Here is a 15,992-nt window from a genome sequence, read left to right as displayed (position 1 = left end):
GGCCCCATGGCGCGCGCGATCAGGTTCGACGAGTACGGCGACGTGGAGGTCCTCCGGGTCGAGGACGTCCCGCGTCCGGTTCCGGGACCCGGTCAGGTGCTCGTCGAGGTGCGTGCCGCCGGGATCAACCCGGGCGAGGCCGCCATCCGGCGGGGCCTCCTGCACTCGCGTTACCCGGCGACCTTCCCGTCGGGACAGGGCAGCGACTTCGCGGGGGTGGTCGCTTCGCTCGGTGAAGACGTGTCGGACATCGCCGTCGGCGACGAGGTGATCGGGTTCGTCGACACGCGGTCGAGCCACGCCGAGTTCGTCGTGGCGGAGGCCGCCAACCTCACGCCGCGGCCCGAAGGCGTCCCGTGGGAGGTCGCCGGCTCGCTGTTCGTCGCCGGCACCACCGCGTACGCCGCGGTGGGCGCGGTGTGCCCGCGGGAAGGGGAGACGGTCGTCGTCTCGGGGGCGGCGGGCGGCGTGGGCTCGCTCGCGGTGCAGCTGGCGAAGCTGGCCGGCGCCACGGTGATCGGCCTCGCCGGCGAGGCGAACCACGACTGGCTGCGCGAGCTCGGTGTCATCCCGGTTTCCCACGGCGAGGGCGTGCTCGAGCGGATCCGCGAAGCCGCGCCTTCCGGCGTGCACGCGTTCGTGGACACCTTCGGTTCGGGGTACGTGGAACTGGCGCTGCACCTGGGGATCCACCCGGGGCGGATCGACACGATCATCGACTTCGCGGCGGCGGAGAAGTACAACGTGAAAACCGACGCCAACGCGGCCGGGGCGTCGGCCGACGTGCTGCGCGAGCTGGGCCTCCTGCTGGACAAGGGGCTGCTGACGCTGCCGATCGCCCGCGTCTACCCGCTGGACGAGGTCCGGGACGCCTACCGCGAGCTGGAGCGGCGGCACACGCGCGGCAAGATCGTGCTGCGGCCCTAGTTCTTCGCCGCGAGGACCTTGAGGCCGGCGAGGTGGGTGTCGAGCGCGAACTCGAGGCGTTCCGCCGCCGTCTCCGCGGAGAAGAACTCGCCGATGTGCAGCATGTTGGGGAACGACTCGGCGGGCAGTGACCGCATGTACGCCACCATCTGCTTGCCGCGTTCGCCGGCTTCGGCCTGGTCGATCTCGCCCCAGGTCCAGCCGCTCGCTTCGTAGGCGTACGCCTTCGCGTAGAGGGAGAGGGCGTCGCCCGCGAAGGTCGCCTGCTTGAGGGTCAACCCGCCCGCGCGAAGCAGGGCGAGCATCGCCTCGCCCTGCTTCAGCGAGTGGGGCGTGACCGGCACGGCGATGTCCCACGCGATGCGCGCGATGCCGCGGTGCGCGGCCATCACCCGGATCTGGTCGCGGACGAGGTCTTTGACCTGCTCGTCCCAGCGCGCCGGGTCCGGCTCGGGGACGTGCACGTCGGCCAGCACGGCGTCGAGCATCAGCTCCGCCAGTTCGTCCTTGTTCGAGACGTGCGCGTAGAGCGACGCCGGTCCGGTCTCCAGTTCCTGGGCGATCCGCCGCATGGTGACCGCGTCGAACCCCTCGTCGTCCAGGACGATCAAGGCCGCTCGGACGATCGAGGCCTGGGAGAGGACGGGTTTCGCGGCGCGGCGGCGGGGAGCGCTGCGCCACGGCGGCGGGGGAAGGGTCACCCGAACACTGTACTTGACGCGAACGCTGTTCGAGAGTAGAACGGTGTTTGTAAGACGAACAGCGTTCGAGGGGGATCTGATGACTGCTACCGCCGAAGCCGATGTGCGTGGGGTGCTGGGCCGGCTCGCCGACGCGTGGAACTCCGGGGATGCCGTCGCGTACGGGCGGCTCTTCACCGAAGATGCGGATTACGTGACGTTCTTCGGGGCGAACTTCCCGGGTCGGGAGGCGATCGAGAGTTCGCACCGGGCCTTGTTCGAGGGGCCGTTGCGGGGGTCGAAGCTCACCGGGTCGCTGGGCGGAGCGGCGAAGGTGCGGTTCGTCCGGCCGGACGTCGCCGTGGCCGTCGTCGGCGGTGGCTCGTCGCTGAGTGGGGCGGAGGTCGCGGACGAAGGGCGCGAGTCGACCGTTTCCTTCGTGCTCGTCCGGGAAGGAGGCGAATGGCTGATCACCGCGTTCCAGAACACGCGGGTTTCGGATCCGCGCGGGTGAAAACGCTTGCGGAGGCGTCCGGGGTGGTCGCGCGGCCACCCGCGGAGGTGTTCGAACGGCTGTGGCGGAAGCTGTGTGACGGCTACTCGATGCGAATGGAGGTCGACCGGGAGCGGGGGTTCGTGGCGGTGCAGGGCGGCTGGTGGTACCGCGGGGAGTACCGCGTCACGGCGGATCCGGCTGGAACGCGCGTCGAGCACCGGGTGATCAACGCGGCTTCACGGGGGCGGTGGGGCGTGCCGTTGGCGAACCGGTTCTTCGTGGGGTTCCGGGCGAAGGTCGCCGCCGGGTTCGTGGGATTGCTCGACGAGCTGGGTACACCTGAGTAGCCGCGTGCCAGTTCCGGCGCGTAGGCTGAGTTAGGTAAGCCTTAGCGATGGTTGGAGTGGCCGATGGCTGAAGCACCCCGGCGGTCCGGGCGTCCCGCGACGCGGTTGCGGGTGCTGCGGACCGAGCGGCTGACCCCGCACATGATCCGGATCGTCGCGGGCGGGGAGGGCGTCGCGGACTTCACGCCGAACGAGTTCACCGACGCCTACGTGAAGGTGCTGTTCAAGGTGCCCGGCGTCGAGTACCCGGAGCCGTTCGACGTCCAGGAGTGCCGGGCGAACATGCCGCGCGAGCACTGGCCGCGGCAGCGCTCCTACACCGTCCGCGGGTTCGACCCGCAGGCCGGCGAGCTCGTCCTCGACTTCGTCCACCACGGCGACGAGGGCATCGCGGGCCCGTGGGCGGCGTCGGCCCAGCCGGGCGACGAGCTGCTGGTGCTGGGCCCGGGAGGCGCGTACGCGCCCGGCCCCGAGGCGGACTGGCACTTGTTGGCCGGGGACGAAAGCGCCTTGCCGGCCATCGCTTCGTCGCTCGAAGCGTTGCCCGCCGGCGTCCCGGCGCACGCGGTGATCCTCGTCGAGAACGCGGACGAGGAGCAGCCGCTGGTCACGAAGGCGGACGCGCAGATCACCTGGCTGCACCGGGCGTCGGGCGGCGACGTCGCCGCCGCGGTGCGCGAGCTGCCGTGGCGCGAGGGCATCGTCCAGGCGTTCGTCCACGGCGAGGCGGGGTTCGTGCGCGAGCTGCGGCGGTACCTGCTCGACGAGCGCGGGGTACGGCGCGAGCTGCTGTCGATCTCGGGCTACTGGCGCTACGGGAAGAACGACGAAGCGTGGCGCGAGGAGAAGGCAGCCGAGCGGGCGCGGGAAAAGTAGCAAGCCGGCCAGTAGCCTCGCCGCATGGCGGACTTCGAGGTGGACGTCGACCCGGCCGAGGCCGGCTTCGACGCGGCACGGCTTTCCCGGATCGACGCGCATTTCGACCGGTACGTCGAGGATGGCCGGTTGCCGGGCTGGCTCGCGGTGGTGAGCAGGCGCGGGCGGATCGTCCACCTGGGCCGCGGCGGGCATCGGGACGTCGAAGCCGGGTCGCCGGTGGAGACGGACACGCTGTGGCGGATCTTCTCGATGACCAAGCCGATCACCTCGGTCGCGGCGATGATGCTCGCCGAAGAGGGCCTGCTGGAGCTGGACGACCCCATCTCGCGCTGGTTGCCGGAGTTCGCTTCGCCGCGCGTGTACGTCAAGGGGTCGGCGCTGGCGCCGTTGACCGAGCCCGCCACTTCGCCGATCCGCGTCTGGCACCTGCTGACCCACACGGCGGGCCTGACGTACGGCTTTCACCACGGTCACCCGGTGGATGCGATCTACCGCGCGGCGGGCTTCGAGTGGGGCACTCCGCGGGGCCTTGATCTGGCGGCGTGTTCTTCGCAGTGGGCGTCACTGCCGTTGGTCTTCCAGCCGGGCACGGAGTGGAACTACTCGGTCGCGACCGATGTGCTCGGCCGGCTCGTCGAGGTGGTGTCCGGTCTTCCGCTGGACGAGTTCTTCGCGTCGCGGATCTTCACGCCGCTGGGCATGACGGACACGGGTTTCGTGGCATCGTCGCCGTCGCGCTTGGCAGCGATGTACGTGCGCGACCCGTCATCGGGACGAGCGACCCGCAACGACGCCTTCGGCCGCTTGGGCACGGCCCGCCCGGACTGCCTTTCCGGCGGCGGCGGACTGGTCTCCTCGGCGGCGGACTACTGGCGTTTCACGGAGATGCTCCGGCGCGGAGGCGACCTGGACGGCGTCAGGTTGCTGTCCCCGCGAACGGTGTCCTTGATGGCGAGCAACCACTTGCCGGGCCGGGTGGACCTGGAGGCGTTCGGCCGCCCCCTGTTCGCGGAGATGCCCTTCGACGGCCACGGGTTCGGCCTCGGCTTCTCGGTACTGGAGGACCCGGTGAAGGCCCGAACGTTGTCATCAGCGGGCGAATTCGCCTGGGGCGGCGCGGCTTCGACGGCCTTCTGGGTGGATCCGGACAAGGACCTGACGGTGGGCTTCTACACGCAGCTGCTGCCGTCGAGCACGTATCGCCTGCGGCCGCAGTTGCGGCAGCTGGTCTACCAAGCGCTGGTGGACTGAGCGGGTTCCGGCACCGCCGGGAGCAGCGTGACGTACCGCGCCACCGTGCTCCGCAGGTGGTCCGAGTGCTGGTAGATGTCCTCGACCGACGTGATCGGCAGCCGGGTTTCGACCTTGTTCTCGTCGAACACGCCGAGGTACTTCTTCGACGGGTTCAACCAGAGCCGGGCGATGGGCTTGCGGTTGTTGTCGTCCAGGACGATGCCGAAGTAGGTCTTGGTGTCGCGGGCGACGATCCGGGCGGCGGGCACCTCGGCGCAGACGATGGCACGGACGATCCGGTAGCCGTCGAGTTCTTCTTCGGTCGTGATGGCGTGCTCGTCGTCGGCCGAACCCTTCTCGATGGCCGCCTGCGGCTGCTGGTCGGGTGGTGCGGTGCTGCCGCTCGACACGCTGACGTACGAGTCGGGTCCACCGAGAGCGTTCTTCAACCGGTCGTTGACCTGTTCGTTCAGGAACTGGCGGGCTGCCTTACCCACCAGCGGTCCGAACTGTTCGCGGACCCGTTGGGTGAACGATCCCTCGTACACCCGCGTCGTCAGGAACTTCACCCACTCGTCTTCGGGTTCTTTGAACTGCGCCGCGAGGACGCGCTTGAGTTGACCGATGTACTTCAACTCGCCGGCGGCGCTGATGACCGAGTCGAGGTCGAAGGACCCCTTCGTGAGTTTGGCCAGTTCGGGCAACAGGGTGTCGTCGATGTCGGCGAAATCCAGCACAAGGAACGGCTTGGCGTCCATCCGGTTCGGCGCGTCGAGGTCGGTGTAGAACTCGTACACCTGCCCGTTCGTGAGGATGGCGATCCTGGCGTTCGTGACGGCGAAATAACGGAAGAGCTGGGAAGCGTGCTCGATGCGCAGCGGGTCGTTGATCTTCTTGACCTCGACGAGAATCTCCACTTGGCCGTTGTGCACGATAGCGTAGTCGATCTTCTCGCCTCGCTTGGTGCCCACGTCGGCGGTGAACTCGGGGATCACTTCGGCCGGGTTGAATACGTCGTAGCCGAGCACGGTGCTGATGAACGGCATCACGAAGGCGTTCTTAGTCGCCTCTTCGGTCTCGATGCCCTCTTTGTGCTTGCGGATCTTCAGGGCAAGTGCTTGGGCGCGCTCCGCGATGTCCATGCCGGTGCCGTTCTGTGCGAGAACTGGTCCGGATTTCGAAATGGCGATTCGTCGTCCGGTTACGAGGGTGTGAAAACTGGATCAACGATCCAGTTTCGCCTGTTCCCGACTCGCCGAAGAAATCAGAGTTGAATCAACCACCGTGGTGGCCGGATGACGAATACTTTACCACGTTAATCCTTCAAAACCTCATCGGCCGGAGTTCGGGCAGCAGGACTTCGGCCCGCGAGGCCGGTCTCCTGCCCCCCGGGACCACGTTCTGGCTACTTTGGACACTGCACAGCGCGTGCCCGAGATGACGCACCGGTTCGCTCACCTCTTCGAGAACCCGGCCCTCCACGTAGGCCGGCCGGGTGATCGCGCCCCGCCGCGTGGACGACCTTCAGCCGAAGGGACCGCGGTCCGGCGCACAGACCGTGCCCAGGGCGGGCACCGCTCCCGTGCCGAAGTAGCGGTCGAGCGCCGCGTCGATGCAGGTGCTCTTGCCGCGGGCACCGTGGCCGTACGTGTCCAGGCTCAGCAAGCGCGCATTGCCCAGCAGGCGCTCTGTCCGTTGCGCGCCCGCGTACGGGGTCTCCAGGTCGCCCTGGCGGTTGGCCATCAGCAGGATCGGCGCCGTCGGGTGGTTCCACGGGCCCGTGTAGCGGTCCGTGTCCGACACGTCCCAGGTCGCGCACGGCAGGGTCTTGTAGACGTCGTACGGGCCGAAGCCGCGGGCGACCTGGTTGGCTCGGCGGGCGTAGTCCCACCACACCGCGGGGTCGCGTGGGTTCGCCGCGTCCGAACACAGTGTTGCGCCGCCGCCGAGGAGGGAGTCGATGTCCGGTGGTCCGTCAGCCGAAGCCGGAGCGGGGGATGCCGGGTTGGCCAGTGCTTGGAGGAATGCCGTCAGCGAAGGTGCGGACTGCACGTCCGTCAGGTAACCGTGGATCCGGGCGATCGCGCTCTGGTAAGTGACGGTGACCTGCTTGCCCGAAGTGTCCGTCACCGTGATCGGACCCGCCTCCAGCCGGTCCAGGATCGCGGAATAGTCGAAGGTGCAGCGTGATCCGCAGTAGTCCAAAAAGGACGCGAGGGCCTTGGGGGCGTCCGAGAAGCCTTGCAGGCGGTAGCTCATCGGGCCGGATCCGGTCGACCAGCGGACCGGGTCGTCGACCGCGTCGAGGGCCAGGGAACCCACCCGGCCGGGGAACAGGTTGGCGTAGGTCTCGCCGAGGTAGGTGCCGTACGACTTGCCGTAGTACCGCAGCTTCGGCTCGCCGAACGCCGCGCGCAGCCGGTCGAGGTCGCGGGCGATCGTGCCGGTGGAGAGGTGGCCGGCCAGTGGGCCCGCGTTCTGTTCGCAGAGGTCGGTGATCGTGCGGGTGTCCGCGATCTGCTGCTGCTCGGCCGCGCGCGTCAGCGGGAAGGTGCCCAAAGCTCGTTGGAGCACCTCGAGTTGCGACGGGTCGGTGAAGCAGTGGATCTGCGAACTCGCGCCGACGCCGCGCGGGTCGAAGCCGACGATGTCGTAACGCTCGTGCAGGAACGGTGTCAACGCGGGTGCGAGCCGGCCGGACGAACCCGGGCCGCCCGGGTTGAAGAAGATCGTGCCCAGCTTGTGGGCCTGGTCGGTGGCGGGCAAGCGACCCACCGCGATGCGGACGGAGCCCGCCGACGGGTCCTGGTAGGACAGTGGGACGTCGAGGTGGCCGCACTGGTACCCGGCGGCGCACGCGGATTCCCAGACGATTCCGGCCGGGCTCGCCACGGCCGCGGGCGCACTCAAGGCGACCACGCTCGCGGCGGCCCCCAGAGCCAGCGCAGCACGGAGTTTCGGAGAATTCATGGCCCTGATGGTCCCGGCACCGGGACCGGGGGCGCGCTGGTGCGCACCCCCGGAACCGGGGTAGGGCGGGCCCTACGCGGTGAGCTTCGGGATGATCTGCGACCCGTAGGACGCCAGCGTCGCCTCGCGGTCGTCGTGCATCAGGTACAGCGAGAACTGGTCCACACCCAGGTCCGCGAGTTCCTGCAGCCGCTCGACGTGGGCGGACGGCGGCCCCAGCAGGCAGAACCGGTCGACGATCTCGTCCGGGACGAACTCCGTCGACGGGTTGCCCGCCTTGCCGTGGTGGCTGTAGTCGTACCCTTCCCGCTCGCGGATGTAGTCCGTCAGCTCCCGCGGTACCGCCCCCGACGAGCCGTACCGCGCGACCAGGTCCGCGACGTGGTTGCCGACCATCCCGCCGAACCAGCGCAGCTGTTCGCGCTGGTGCGGCAGATCTTCGCCGACGTACGCCGGGGCCGCGACGCAGACCGTGATGCCGCGGGGGTCGCGCCCGGCCGCCCGGGCCGCGTCGCGGACCGCACCGAGCGTCCAGCGGGCGATCGCCGGGTCCGCGCACTGGAGGATGAAGCCGTCGGCGTGCTCGCCGACCGTCTGCAGCGCCTTCGGCCCGTAGCCGGCCATCCACATCTCGAGCTGCCCGTTCGAGATCCACGGGATCCGCACGGTCTTCTCGTTCATGGTCACCGGGCGGCCCTCGGCCAGGTCCTTGACCACGCGCATGCAGTCGCGCACCGTGGCCAAGGTGGACGGCGGCTTGCCGACCACCCGGTGGGCGGAGTCGCCGCGGCCGATGCCGCAGACCGTCCGGTTGCCGTACATGTCGTTGAGCGTGGCGAACGTCGACGCCATCACCGACCAGTCCCGCGTGCCCGGGCTGGTCACCATCGGCCCCACGACGAGCGACGACGTCGCCGCCAGGATCGCCGAGTAGATGACGAACGGCTCCTGCCACAGCACGCAGGAGTCGAACGTCCAGCCGTACCGGAACCCCGCGTCCTCAGCGTCCTTCATCAGCCGCACGACGTCCCGCGCGGGCGGGTCCGTCTGCAGCACGATCCCGAAATCCATGGCCCGCCCCCTAGTTCAGGTACTGGTTCAGCGAGCGGGACAGGAACTTGCCGTGCGACGTCGAACCGGAGAACCCTGAGGGCGACACGACAACGCGCCCCCGGGACAGCACGGTGTGCACGCGGCCGGTGATCTCGAATCCTTCGTACGCCGAGTAGTCCACGTTCATGTGGTGCGTCGAAGCCGACAGCGTCTGCGTCGCCGAAGGGTCGTAGATCACGATGTCCGCGTCGGAACCCGCCGCGATGACACCTTTTCGCGGGTACAGCCCGAACATCCGCGCCGGTGTCGCCGAGCACGTCTCGACCCACCGGCCGAGTGTCAGCTGACCGGCGACGACGCCCTGGTGCAGCAGGTCCATCCGGTGTTCGACGCCCGGCATGCCGTTCGGGATGGCCCGGAAGTCGCCGCGGCCCAGTTCCTTCTGGTCCTTGAAGCAGAACGGGCAGTGGTCGGTGGAGACCACGGACAGGTCGTTCGTCCGCAGCCCGCGCCACAGGTCCGCCTGGTGCGACTTCTCCCGCAGCGGCGGTGAAGCGACGTACTTCGCGCCCTCGAAGTCCGGCTTCGCCAGGTCCTCAATGGACAGGTACAGGTACTGCGGGCAGGTCTCGGCGAAGACGTTCTGACCGTCGTTGCGCGCTTCCGCGACCGCCGCAAGCGCTTGCGACGCCGAAAGGTGCACGATGTACAGCGGGGATCCGGTCACTTTCGCGAGCTGGATCGCCCGCGACGTCGCTTCTCCTTCCAGTTCCGGCGGCCGCGTGAGGCCGTGTTGCACGGGGTCGATGTGGCCCGCTTCGAAGGCCTGCGCCGCCAGCTGGTCGATCGCGATGCCGTTTTCGGCGTGCATCATGATCGTAGCGCCGATTTCGCGCGCTTTCTGCATCGCCAGCAGGATTTCCCCGTCCGTGGAGTAGAACACTCCCGGGTACGCCATGAACATCTTGAAGCTGCCGACACCGCCGTCGATGCAGGCTTCCATCTCCTTGAGCGACTGGTCGTTGACGTCGGAGACGATCATGTGGAAGCCGTAGTCGATCGCGCAGTTGCCGTCGGCCTTGGCGTGCCACTTGTCCAGTGTGGACAGCAGTGACGTGCCCTTGGCCTGCACGGCGAAGTCGATGATCGTGGTCGTGCCGCCCCACGCCGCGGCCGTGGTCCCGGTCGAGAAGGTGTCGACCGAGTGGGTGCCGCCGAACGGCATCTCCATGTGGGTGTGGGCGTCGATGCCACCCGGCAGCACGTACTTCCCGGTGGCGTCGATCGTCTCGTCGCCGGTCAGCGTCCCGGGCGCCCCGACCGCGGCGATGGTTTCGCCGTCGACGAGGACGTCCGCCAGGATCGCTCCCGACGGCGAAACGACCTGACCACCCTGGATGAGCGTGGTCATCAGGCCTCCGCGAGGGGGCCGTAGGTGTCCGGACGGCGGTCGCGGTAGAACGCCCACTGGTTCCGGACCTCGTCGAGCAGCCCCAGGTCGAGGTCGCGCACCACGACCTCGTCGTCGGTGTCGGACGCGGCGTCACCGACCAGCTGGCCGCGCGGGTCGGCGAAGTACGTCTGGCCGTAGAAGTCGTTGTCGCCCAGTGGTTCGACGCCGACCCGGTTGATCGCGCCGACGAAGTACTCGTTCGCCACCGCGGCCGCCGGCTGCTCCAGCCGCCACAGGTACTGCGACAGGCTGCGGCTGGTGGCCGACGGGTTGAACACGATCTTCGCCCCGGCCAGGCCGAGCGCGCGCCAGCCCTCGGGGAAGTGCCGCTCGTAGCAGATGTAGACGCCGATGCGGCCCACGGCCGTGTCGAACACCGGGTAGCCGAGGTTGCCGGGGCGGAAGTAGAACTTCTCCCAGAACCCCTTGACCTGCGGGATGTGGTTCTTGCGGTACTTGCCGAGGTAGGTGCCGTCGGCGTCGATCACCGCGGCGGTGTTGTAGTAGACGCCGGGCTGCTCGACCTCGTACATCGGCACGATCAGCACGATGCCGTGGCGCTCGGCCACCTCCTGCATGAGCCGCGTGGTCGGCCCGTCTGGGATGGCCTCGGTGTAGGAGTAGTAGTCGGCGTCCTGCACCTGGCAGAAGTACGGCCCGTAGAACAGCTCCTGGAGGCAGACGACCTGGGCGCCCTGCGAGGCGGCGGTGGCGATGTGGTCGACCGCCGCCTTGATCATGGACTCCTTGTCACCCGTCCACCGCTGCTGGATCAATCCGGCTCGGACGACGCTCACTTGCTTCCTCCTTGGTTGACGGCTTGGTTGACGGAATCGAAAGGGCGGCGAAGACGACGAACGCGCCGACGAGGCCGATCACCCAGTTGTAGTCGTAAAGCGGCTTGAGGAACGGGATCAAACCGTCGGCGGGGAAGGGGCCGGAGTTGTCGGCGCTGTAGGCGCCACCGACGGCGAGAAGCGCTCCCACCAGCGTGGCGACCAGTGCGCGCCAGTTCCACCCGCCGCTGAACCAATACACCCCATCGGGTGTGTAGAGGTCCTTCAGCCGCAGCTTCGTGCGGTTGACGAGCCAGTAGCCGGCGACGAGCACCCCGGCGACCGCGCCGAGCAGGCCGCCGTAGAAGCCGAGCCAGGCGAAGATGTAGATGTTCGGGTCGGAGTACAGCCGCCACGGCTGGATGAGGATGCCGATGACGCCGGTGATCCCGCCGCCGACCGCGAACGTGATCTTCTTCGGGAACGCGTTCGAGAAGTCGTAGGACGGGCTGACGACGTTGGCCGCGAGGTTGGCCGAAATGGTGGCGAGCACCAGCGCGACCAGCGCGATGACGACCACGACCGGGCTGGTGAACTTGTCGGCCAGCTTCGCCGGGTCCCAGATGTCCTCGCCGTAGAGCACGTGCCCGCCCGACGTCGTCAGGATGGCCACGATCGCGATGAACGTCATCGTCGTCGGCAGGCCGAGGACCTGGCCGCGGACCTGCTTGCGCTGGCTGCCGCCGAAGCGGGTGAAGTCCGGCATGTTCAGCGACAGCGTCGACCAGAACGCGATCATCGCCATCAGCGACGGCGCGAACACCTTCCAGAACTCCGGGCCCCAGCCCAGCTCGCCGGGCGCCGAAAGGATCGGGCCGAGGCCGCCCGCCTTGACCAGCACGTACCCGAGCATGATCAGGAAGCCGACGGACACCAGCGGTGCCGTCCAGTTCTCGAACCGGCGGACCGCGTCCATGCCGCGCCAGATGATCAGCATCTGGCCGATCCAGAACACCACGAAGGACAGCCACAGCGTCCAGTGCTGCCCGGCGACGACGGCGGAGTCCCGCCACCACGAGCCGAGCAGCCGGCCGACGATGACGTAGATGGCCTCGCCGCCGACCCACGTCTGGATGCCGAACCAGCCGCACGCGATGAACGCGCGCAGCAGCGCGGCCAGGTTGGCGCCGCGCAGGCCGTAGAACGCGCGGGCGAACACCGGGAACGGGATGCCGTACTTGGTGCCGGCGTGGCTGTTGAGCAGCATCGGGGCCAGCACGACCAGGTTGCCGATGGTGATCGTGATCAGCGCCTGCACCCAGTTCATGCCGAGCGCGATGAGCGACGCGGCCAGGGCGTAGCTGGGGATGTTGTGGGCCATCCCCATCCAGAGCGCGAAGTAGTTGTAGGTGGTCCAGGTCCGTTTTTCGACCGGAACGGGGGCCAGTTCCTCGTTGAAGAACCGGCTGCCTTCGAGAGACCGGACGTCGGCGGGGTCGAGCTCGACCCGGCCGTCGTCGTGCACGCGCTGGTCTGCGGGTGTCGGCGCCATTGCGGAATCCTGCGCGCCTGGTCATCGCCGGGGCAACGGCAGTCTGTTCACTCTTCGCCGATCAGGAGTGCAGTCTGTCGATTGCGCGAACAGGTCCCGGAGTGCATGACCTGCGTCACACATCCGGCCGTCATCAACCGGCAAAGCGGCTGAAACGTCTCCACAGGATCTTCACACTTCACGCGAACCGTCTCCACCGGAGGTGCTTAGGGTCGTGGTCATGGAACTGGGTGGGCGGCGGGTGCTGGTCGTCGAGGACGACGTCACGATCGCCGCGTCGATCGCGGCCCGGCTGCGGGCCGAAGGGTTCGGGGTGGAGGTCGTCCACGACGGACCGGCCGCCGTCGAGGCGGAGGCCGCTTCGGAGCCGGACCTGGTGGTGCTCGACGTGATGCTGCCGGGCTTCGACGGCCTGGAGGTCTGCCGCCGGATCCAGGGCCGCCGCCCGGTGCCGGTGCTGATGCTGACCGCACGGGCCGACGAGACGGACCTGCTGGTCGGGCTGGGCGTCGGCGCAGACGACTACCTCACGAAGCCGTTCTCGATGCGGGTGCTGACCGCGCGGGTGCACGCGCTGCTGCGGCGGGTCGAGCGCTCGTCTTCGGTGGCCGGCACCCGGATCGTGCTCGGCGACCTCGAGATCGACGTCGACCAGCGGCGCGTCGCCCGGGCCGGGGTCGCGGCGCAGCTGACGCCGATCGAGTTCGACCTGCTGGTGCACTTCGCACGGCGGCCGCGGGTGGTGCAGCCGCGGGAACGGCTGCTGTCGGAGGTGTGGGACTGGGACGTCCACGGCACGTCCGCGGCCACCCGGGCGGTGGACAGCCACATCAAAGCGCTGCGGCGGAAGCTCGGCGCGGACCTGATCCGGACCGTGCACGGCGTCGGGTACGCGCTGGAGGCGGGATCGTGAACTTCGTGCCGAGGCCGCTGGACCGGATCCGGTCGATCAAGCTGAAGCTGGCGATCCTGATGGTCGCCTCCGGTGGGGTGGCGTTCGCGTTCTTCAACTGGCAGATCGGCTGGCTGCCGCCGAAGACGACGATCACCGCGATGGTGCTCGCGCTGGTGTTGTCGCAGGTGCTGGCCCACGGCATGACGCGGCCGCTGCGGGAGATGACGGCGGCGGCGCGCGCGATGGCGAAGGGCGACTACAGCCGCCGGATCCGGGCCACCACGCGCGACGAAGTCGGGGTGCTGGCCGGGGCGTTCAACCAGATGGCCGGGGACCTCGGCGACGCGGACCGGCAGCGCCGGGAGCTGATCGCGAACGTCTCCCACGAGCTGCGGACGCCGATCACGGCGTTGAGCGGCGTGCTGGAGAACCTCGTCGACGGCGTCGAGGACCCGGACCCGGCGACGCTGAAGACGGCGTTGCAGCAGACCGAACGCCTGGCGACGCTCGTGAACGAACTGCTGGACCTGTCGCGGCTGGACGCGGGGGCGATCCCGCTGCACAAGACGTCGTTTTCGCTGTGGTCGCTGCTGTCGGAAGTGGTGGGCGAGGCGGCGTTCGCGGGCCGCGGGGTGACGTTCGAGGTGTCGGTGTCCCCGGAGGGCGCGGTGGTGACGGCGGACCGCGGGCGGTTGTTCCAGGTGGTGGCGAACCTGCTGGAGAACGCGGCCCGCCACGGCCCGGCGGGGGGTCAGGTCCGGGTCGTGGCCCAGGTGCGGCCGGGGGAGGTGCGCATCGACGTGTGCGACGAGGGACCGGGGATCGCGCCGGCGGACCGGGAGCGGGTGTTCGAGCGGTTCACCCGGGGCGAGCGGCCCTCGGGCGGGGGCACGGGCCTGGGGCTGGCGATCGCCCGGTGGGCGGTGGAACTGCACGGGGGAACGATCGGGGTGGTGGATCCGGCGCCGGGGCCGGGCAGCCGGATCCGGGTGACGCTGCCGGTTTAGTCCTGCTCGCTGCCTTGCCTGGAGCCGTTGCGAGGATCGCCATTTGCAAAAGTGAACACGGGATCTCGAGGAAGAGGCGAAATGCCCAAAGCTCATGTCGGTGGTTCCGGGGTGCCCCGGGGCAAGCGATCGGTGGCCACGCGGGAGATCGGCGCGGCCCGCGGTCCGGAAGTGACGGCCGGGCTGCCCACTGCCTCGGGCGGTGGGGTGGCCGTTGCTGCTCCGCAAGTGCTGCTGCGGCCGTTGCCGCCGCCGAAGTCCGCTGTCGTTCCGCTGCCGCCCGCCGTTCTCCCGGCCGCCGGCCTGGCCGGGGTGGCCGGAGCGCTGCTGCTGCCCGTCGACCGGCCCGGGGTGGGGTGGCTGCTCAGCGGGCTGGCCGTGGCCGCCGCTGTCGTCGTGGCCGATCGGCGTTCGCGCGAAACCGCGGAAGGGGCCTTCACCTGGCGCAGCGCCGGGTGGGCCGCACTCGCGCTCGGGCTGCTCGCCGTGGGGGCCGTGCGGGCGTCGGGGTGGCTGTTCGTCCTCTGCGTCGTCGCCGCCGTCGTGGCCGGGTCGCTGGCTGTCGTCGGGGAGCGGACCGTTCACTCCGTTCTCTACGACATGCTCGCCGTCCCGATCGAAGCCTTCCGGGCCATTCCGTGGGTCGGGCGCGGGACCGGTCGCTTCACCGCCCGCCGGGACGGCGTCGCCCGGCGGATCGCGCTTGCCGTGCTGGCCGCCGCCGGTCTCGTCGGGGTCTTCGTGCCGCTGCTGGCCAGTGCCGATGCCGCCTTCGCCGCCGTCGTCAACGCCATGATCCCCGATCTCAGCGTCGCGACGGTCGTGCGGTGGTGCTCGGTGTTCGCCGTCGTCGCACTGGTCGTCGCCGGAGCTTGTTACTTCCTCGCCGCGCCACCGCCGCGCGTCTCGGGCGACCGTCCACACCGGAGCGGATACGGTCTGGAGTGGACGGTCCCGCTGGTCGTCCTCGTCCTGGTGTTCAGCGTTTTCGTCGGGGTCCGGCTGGTCGTGCTCTTCGGCGGCACCGAGTACGTCCTGCGCACCAGCAACCTGACGTCGGCGGAGTACGCCCGCGGCGGTTTCTGGCAGCTGTGCGCCGTCACGGTGCTGACGCTGGCCATCGTCGCCGCGGCGCTGCGGTGGGCGCCGGACTCGACGAAGGCCGACCGGCTCCGGCAGCGCGTCCTGCTCGGCGCGCTCAGCGCGCTGTCCCTGGTGCTCGTCGGTTCGGGCGTTGAGTCGCATGTGGACCTACCAGCAGGGGTACGGCTTCACCGTGCTGCGGCTGCTGGTCGAGGTCTGCGAACTCTGGTTCGGCGCGCTGTTCGTGCTGGTGCTGGCGGCGCTGGTCCGGCTGCGCCCGGCGTGGCTGCCGCGCGCGGCGATCGGCACGGCCGCGGCGGCGCTGCTCGGCCTCGCCGTCCTCGACCCGGAACGTCTCATCGCCGACGCCAACCTCGACCGCGCGGCCGCCGGCAAGCCCCTCGACGACCGCTACCTGGCCCGCTTCTCCGCCGACGTGGTCCCGGTCGTCTCGGACCGCCTGGCGGATCCGCTGCGCACCTGCGTGCTGCGGCAGGTCCTCCGCGACGACACCGACGGCACCTCAGACGGCTGGCCGGCGTGGAACCTCAGCCGCTCGGCGGCCCGTGATGTGACTCTCGGCCCGGTCACCGCGTGCGGGTGAACCGGACCGGCGAGTAGTGCGTGGTTAAGAGTTACGC

At 69.5% G+C, this 15,992-nt stretch carries 14 protein-coding genes and 1 pseudogene; 8 read left to right on the top strand and 7 right to left on the bottom strand.

All coding sequences use genetic code 11. The features are described 5' to 3' along the window. Nucleotides 1-6 precede the first annotated feature (6 nt). Nucleotides 7-927, top strand: coding sequence for an NADP-dependent oxidoreductase (locus ACFVYA_RS30435; RefSeq protein WP_387049847.1), 921 nt, complete (start codon nucleotides 7-9; stop codon nucleotides 925-927). On the opposite strand, the gene ACFVYA_RS30430 is transcribed toward ACFVYA_RS30435, so the two are convergent. Next, a complete protein-coding gene (locus ACFVYA_RS30430; RefSeq protein WP_387049845.1) occupies nucleotides 924-1,628 on the bottom strand; it encodes a TetR/AcrR family transcriptional regulator in 705 nt (234 codons plus the stop codon). The genes ACFVYA_RS30435 and ACFVYA_RS30430 overlap by 4 nt on opposite strands. Before the next feature lie 79 nt (nucleotides 1,629-1,707). On the opposite strand from ACFVYA_RS30430, the gene ACFVYA_RS30425 reads away from it, so the two are divergent. The 4 genes from ACFVYA_RS30425 to ACFVYA_RS30410 all read left to right on the top strand — a co-directional run bounded on the left by ACFVYA_RS30425 (nucleotide 1,708) and on the right by ACFVYA_RS30410 (nucleotide 4,580). Then, the gene (locus ACFVYA_RS30425; RefSeq protein WP_387049843.1) at nucleotides 1,708-2,121 is read left to right on the top strand and encodes an SgcJ/EcaC family oxidoreductase; all 414 of its coding nucleotides are present in this window, start codon (nucleotides 1,708-1,710) and stop codon (nucleotides 2,119-2,121) included. Then, nucleotides 2,118-2,450 (top strand): hypothetical protein, encoded by a 333-nt coding sequence (locus ACFVYA_RS30420; protein WP_387049842.1) that lies wholly within the window; start codon nucleotides 2,118-2,120, stop codon nucleotides 2,448-2,450. Before ACFVYA_RS30425 ends, ACFVYA_RS30420 begins: the two co-directional genes overlap by 4 nt. A 63-nt stretch (nucleotides 2,451-2,513) precedes the next feature. Continuing rightward, a complete protein-coding gene (locus ACFVYA_RS30415) occupies nucleotides 2,514-3,326 on the top strand; it encodes a siderophore-interacting protein (protein WP_387049840.1) in 813 nt (270 codons plus the stop codon). 24 nt (nucleotides 3,327-3,350) lie between these two features. After that, nucleotides 3,351-4,580, top strand: coding sequence for a serine hydrolase domain-containing protein (locus ACFVYA_RS30410; protein WP_387049838.1), 1,230 nt, complete (start codon nucleotides 3,351-3,353; stop codon nucleotides 4,578-4,580). Here the strand turns inward: ACFVYA_RS30410 and ACFVYA_RS30405 are convergent. From ACFVYA_RS30405 to ACFVYA_RS30380, 6 genes are all read right to left on the bottom strand, one after another. Beyond that, complete coding sequence (locus ACFVYA_RS30405; protein ID WP_387049837.1) at nucleotides 4,559-5,704, bottom strand: type I restriction endonuclease; 1,146 nt, start codon at nucleotides 5,702-5,704, stop codon at nucleotides 4,559-4,561. The two genes, ACFVYA_RS30410 and ACFVYA_RS30405, sit on opposite strands and share 22 nt — an antisense overlap. Nucleotides 5,705-6,086: 382 nt before the next feature. After that, entirely contained in the window at nucleotides 6,087-7,532 is a 1,446-nt protein-coding gene (locus ACFVYA_RS30400; RefSeq protein ID WP_387049836.1) for an alpha/beta hydrolase, read from the bottom strand. Nucleotides 7,533-7,604: 72 nt separating this feature from the next. Beyond that, nucleotides 7,605-8,603 carry a TIGR03842 family LLM class F420-dependent oxidoreductase gene (locus ACFVYA_RS30395; protein WP_387049834.1) on the bottom strand — a complete coding sequence of 333 codons (999 nt, stop codon included), beginning with the start codon at nucleotides 8,601-8,603 and terminating at the stop codon, nucleotides 7,605-7,607. Nucleotides 8,604-8,613: 10 nt separating this feature from the next. Next, nucleotides 8,614-9,996, bottom strand: a complete 1,383-nt coding sequence (hydA, locus tag ACFVYA_RS30390) for a dihydropyrimidinase (protein ID WP_285985099.1) — start codon at nucleotides 9,994-9,996, stop codon at nucleotides 8,614-8,616. Next, nucleotides 9,996-10,778, bottom strand: a complete 783-nt coding sequence (locus tag ACFVYA_RS30385) for a nitrilase-related carbon-nitrogen hydrolase (RefSeq protein WP_387049889.1) — start codon at nucleotides 10,776-10,778, stop codon at nucleotides 9,996-9,998. Before ACFVYA_RS30385 ends, hydA begins: the two co-directional genes overlap by 1 nt. A gap of 10 nt (nucleotides 10,779-10,788) precedes the next feature. Continuing rightward, nucleotides 10,789-12,366 carry an NCS1 family nucleobase:cation symporter-1 gene (locus tag ACFVYA_RS30380; protein WP_387049833.1) on the bottom strand — a complete coding sequence of 526 codons (1,578 nt, stop codon included), beginning with the start codon at nucleotides 12,364-12,366 and terminating at the stop codon, nucleotides 10,789-10,791. Nucleotides 12,367-12,586: 220 nt separating this feature from the next. Between ACFVYA_RS30380 and ACFVYA_RS30375 the strand changes: the two genes are divergently transcribed. From ACFVYA_RS30375 to ACFVYA_RS30365, 3 genes and pseudogenes are all read left to right on the top strand, one after another. Further along, nucleotides 12,587-13,279 carry a response regulator transcription factor gene (locus ACFVYA_RS30375; protein WP_285985097.1) on the top strand — a complete coding sequence of 231 codons (693 nt, stop codon included), beginning with the start codon at nucleotides 12,587-12,589 and terminating at the stop codon, nucleotides 13,277-13,279. Continuing rightward, nucleotides 13,276-14,268 carry a HAMP domain-containing sensor histidine kinase gene (locus ACFVYA_RS30370; protein WP_285985096.1) on the top strand — a complete coding sequence of 331 codons (993 nt, stop codon included), beginning with the start codon at nucleotides 13,276-13,278 and terminating at the stop codon, nucleotides 14,266-14,268. The genes ACFVYA_RS30375 and ACFVYA_RS30370 overlap by 4 nt, the downstream gene beginning before the upstream one ends. An 81-nt stretch (nucleotides 14,269-14,349) precedes the next feature. Further along, nucleotides 14,350-15,955 (top strand): annotated as a pseudogene (locus ACFVYA_RS30365) (DUF4173 domain-containing protein). Nucleotides 15,956-15,992: the final 37 nt, after the last annotated feature.

It is taken from the genome of Amycolatopsis sp. NPDC058278 (assembly GCF_042881395.1).
Taxonomy (GTDB): Bacteria; Actinomycetota; Actinomycetes; order Mycobacteriales; family Pseudonocardiaceae; genus Amycolatopsis.
Note: the sequence above shows the minus strand (reverse complement) of the source record. Positions and strands in the feature narration are given on the sequence as shown.

Bases quoted from the DNA above. Each gene is read 5' to 3' on its own strand.
- ACFVYA_RS30425 (WP_387049843.1), top strand. From the start codon at position 1,708: ATGACTGCTACCGCCGAAGCCGATGTGCGTGGGGTGCTGGGCCGGCTC.
- ACFVYA_RS30385 (WP_387049889.1), bottom strand. From the start codon at position 10,778: ATGATCAAGGCGGCGGTCGACCACATCGCCACCGCCGCCTCGCAGGGC.
- ACFVYA_RS30410 (WP_387049838.1), top strand. From the start codon at position 3,351: ATGGCGGACTTCGAGGTGGACGTCGACCCGGCCGAGGCCGGCTTCGAC.
- ACFVYA_RS30400 (WP_387049836.1), bottom strand. From the start codon at position 7,532: ATGAATTCTCCGAAACTCCGTGCTGCGCTGGCTCTGGGGGCCGCCGCG.
- ACFVYA_RS30395 (WP_387049834.1), bottom strand. From the start codon at position 8,603: ATGGATTTCGGGATCGTGCTGCAGACGGACCCGCCCGCGCGGGACGTC.
- ACFVYA_RS30375 (WP_285985097.1), top strand. From the start codon at position 12,587: ATGGAACTGGGTGGGCGGCGGGTGCTGGTCGTCGAGGACGACGTCACG.
- ACFVYA_RS30435 (WP_387049847.1), top strand. From the start codon at position 7: ATGGCGCGCGCGATCAGGTTCGACGAGTACGGCGACGTGGAGGTCCTC.
- ACFVYA_RS30380 (WP_387049833.1), bottom strand. From the start codon at position 12,366: ATGGCGCCGACACCCGCAGACCAGCGCGTGCACGACGACGGCCGGGTC.
- ACFVYA_RS30415 (WP_387049840.1), top strand. From the start codon at position 2,514: ATGGCTGAAGCACCCCGGCGGTCCGGGCGTCCCGCGACGCGGTTGCGG.
- hydA (WP_285985099.1), bottom strand. From the start codon at position 9,996: ATGACCACGCTCATCCAGGGTGGTCAGGTCGTTTCGCCGTCGGGAGCG.
- ACFVYA_RS30405 (WP_387049837.1), bottom strand. From the start codon at position 5,704: ATGGACATCGCGGAGCGCGCCCAAGCACTTGCCCTGAAGATCCGCAAG.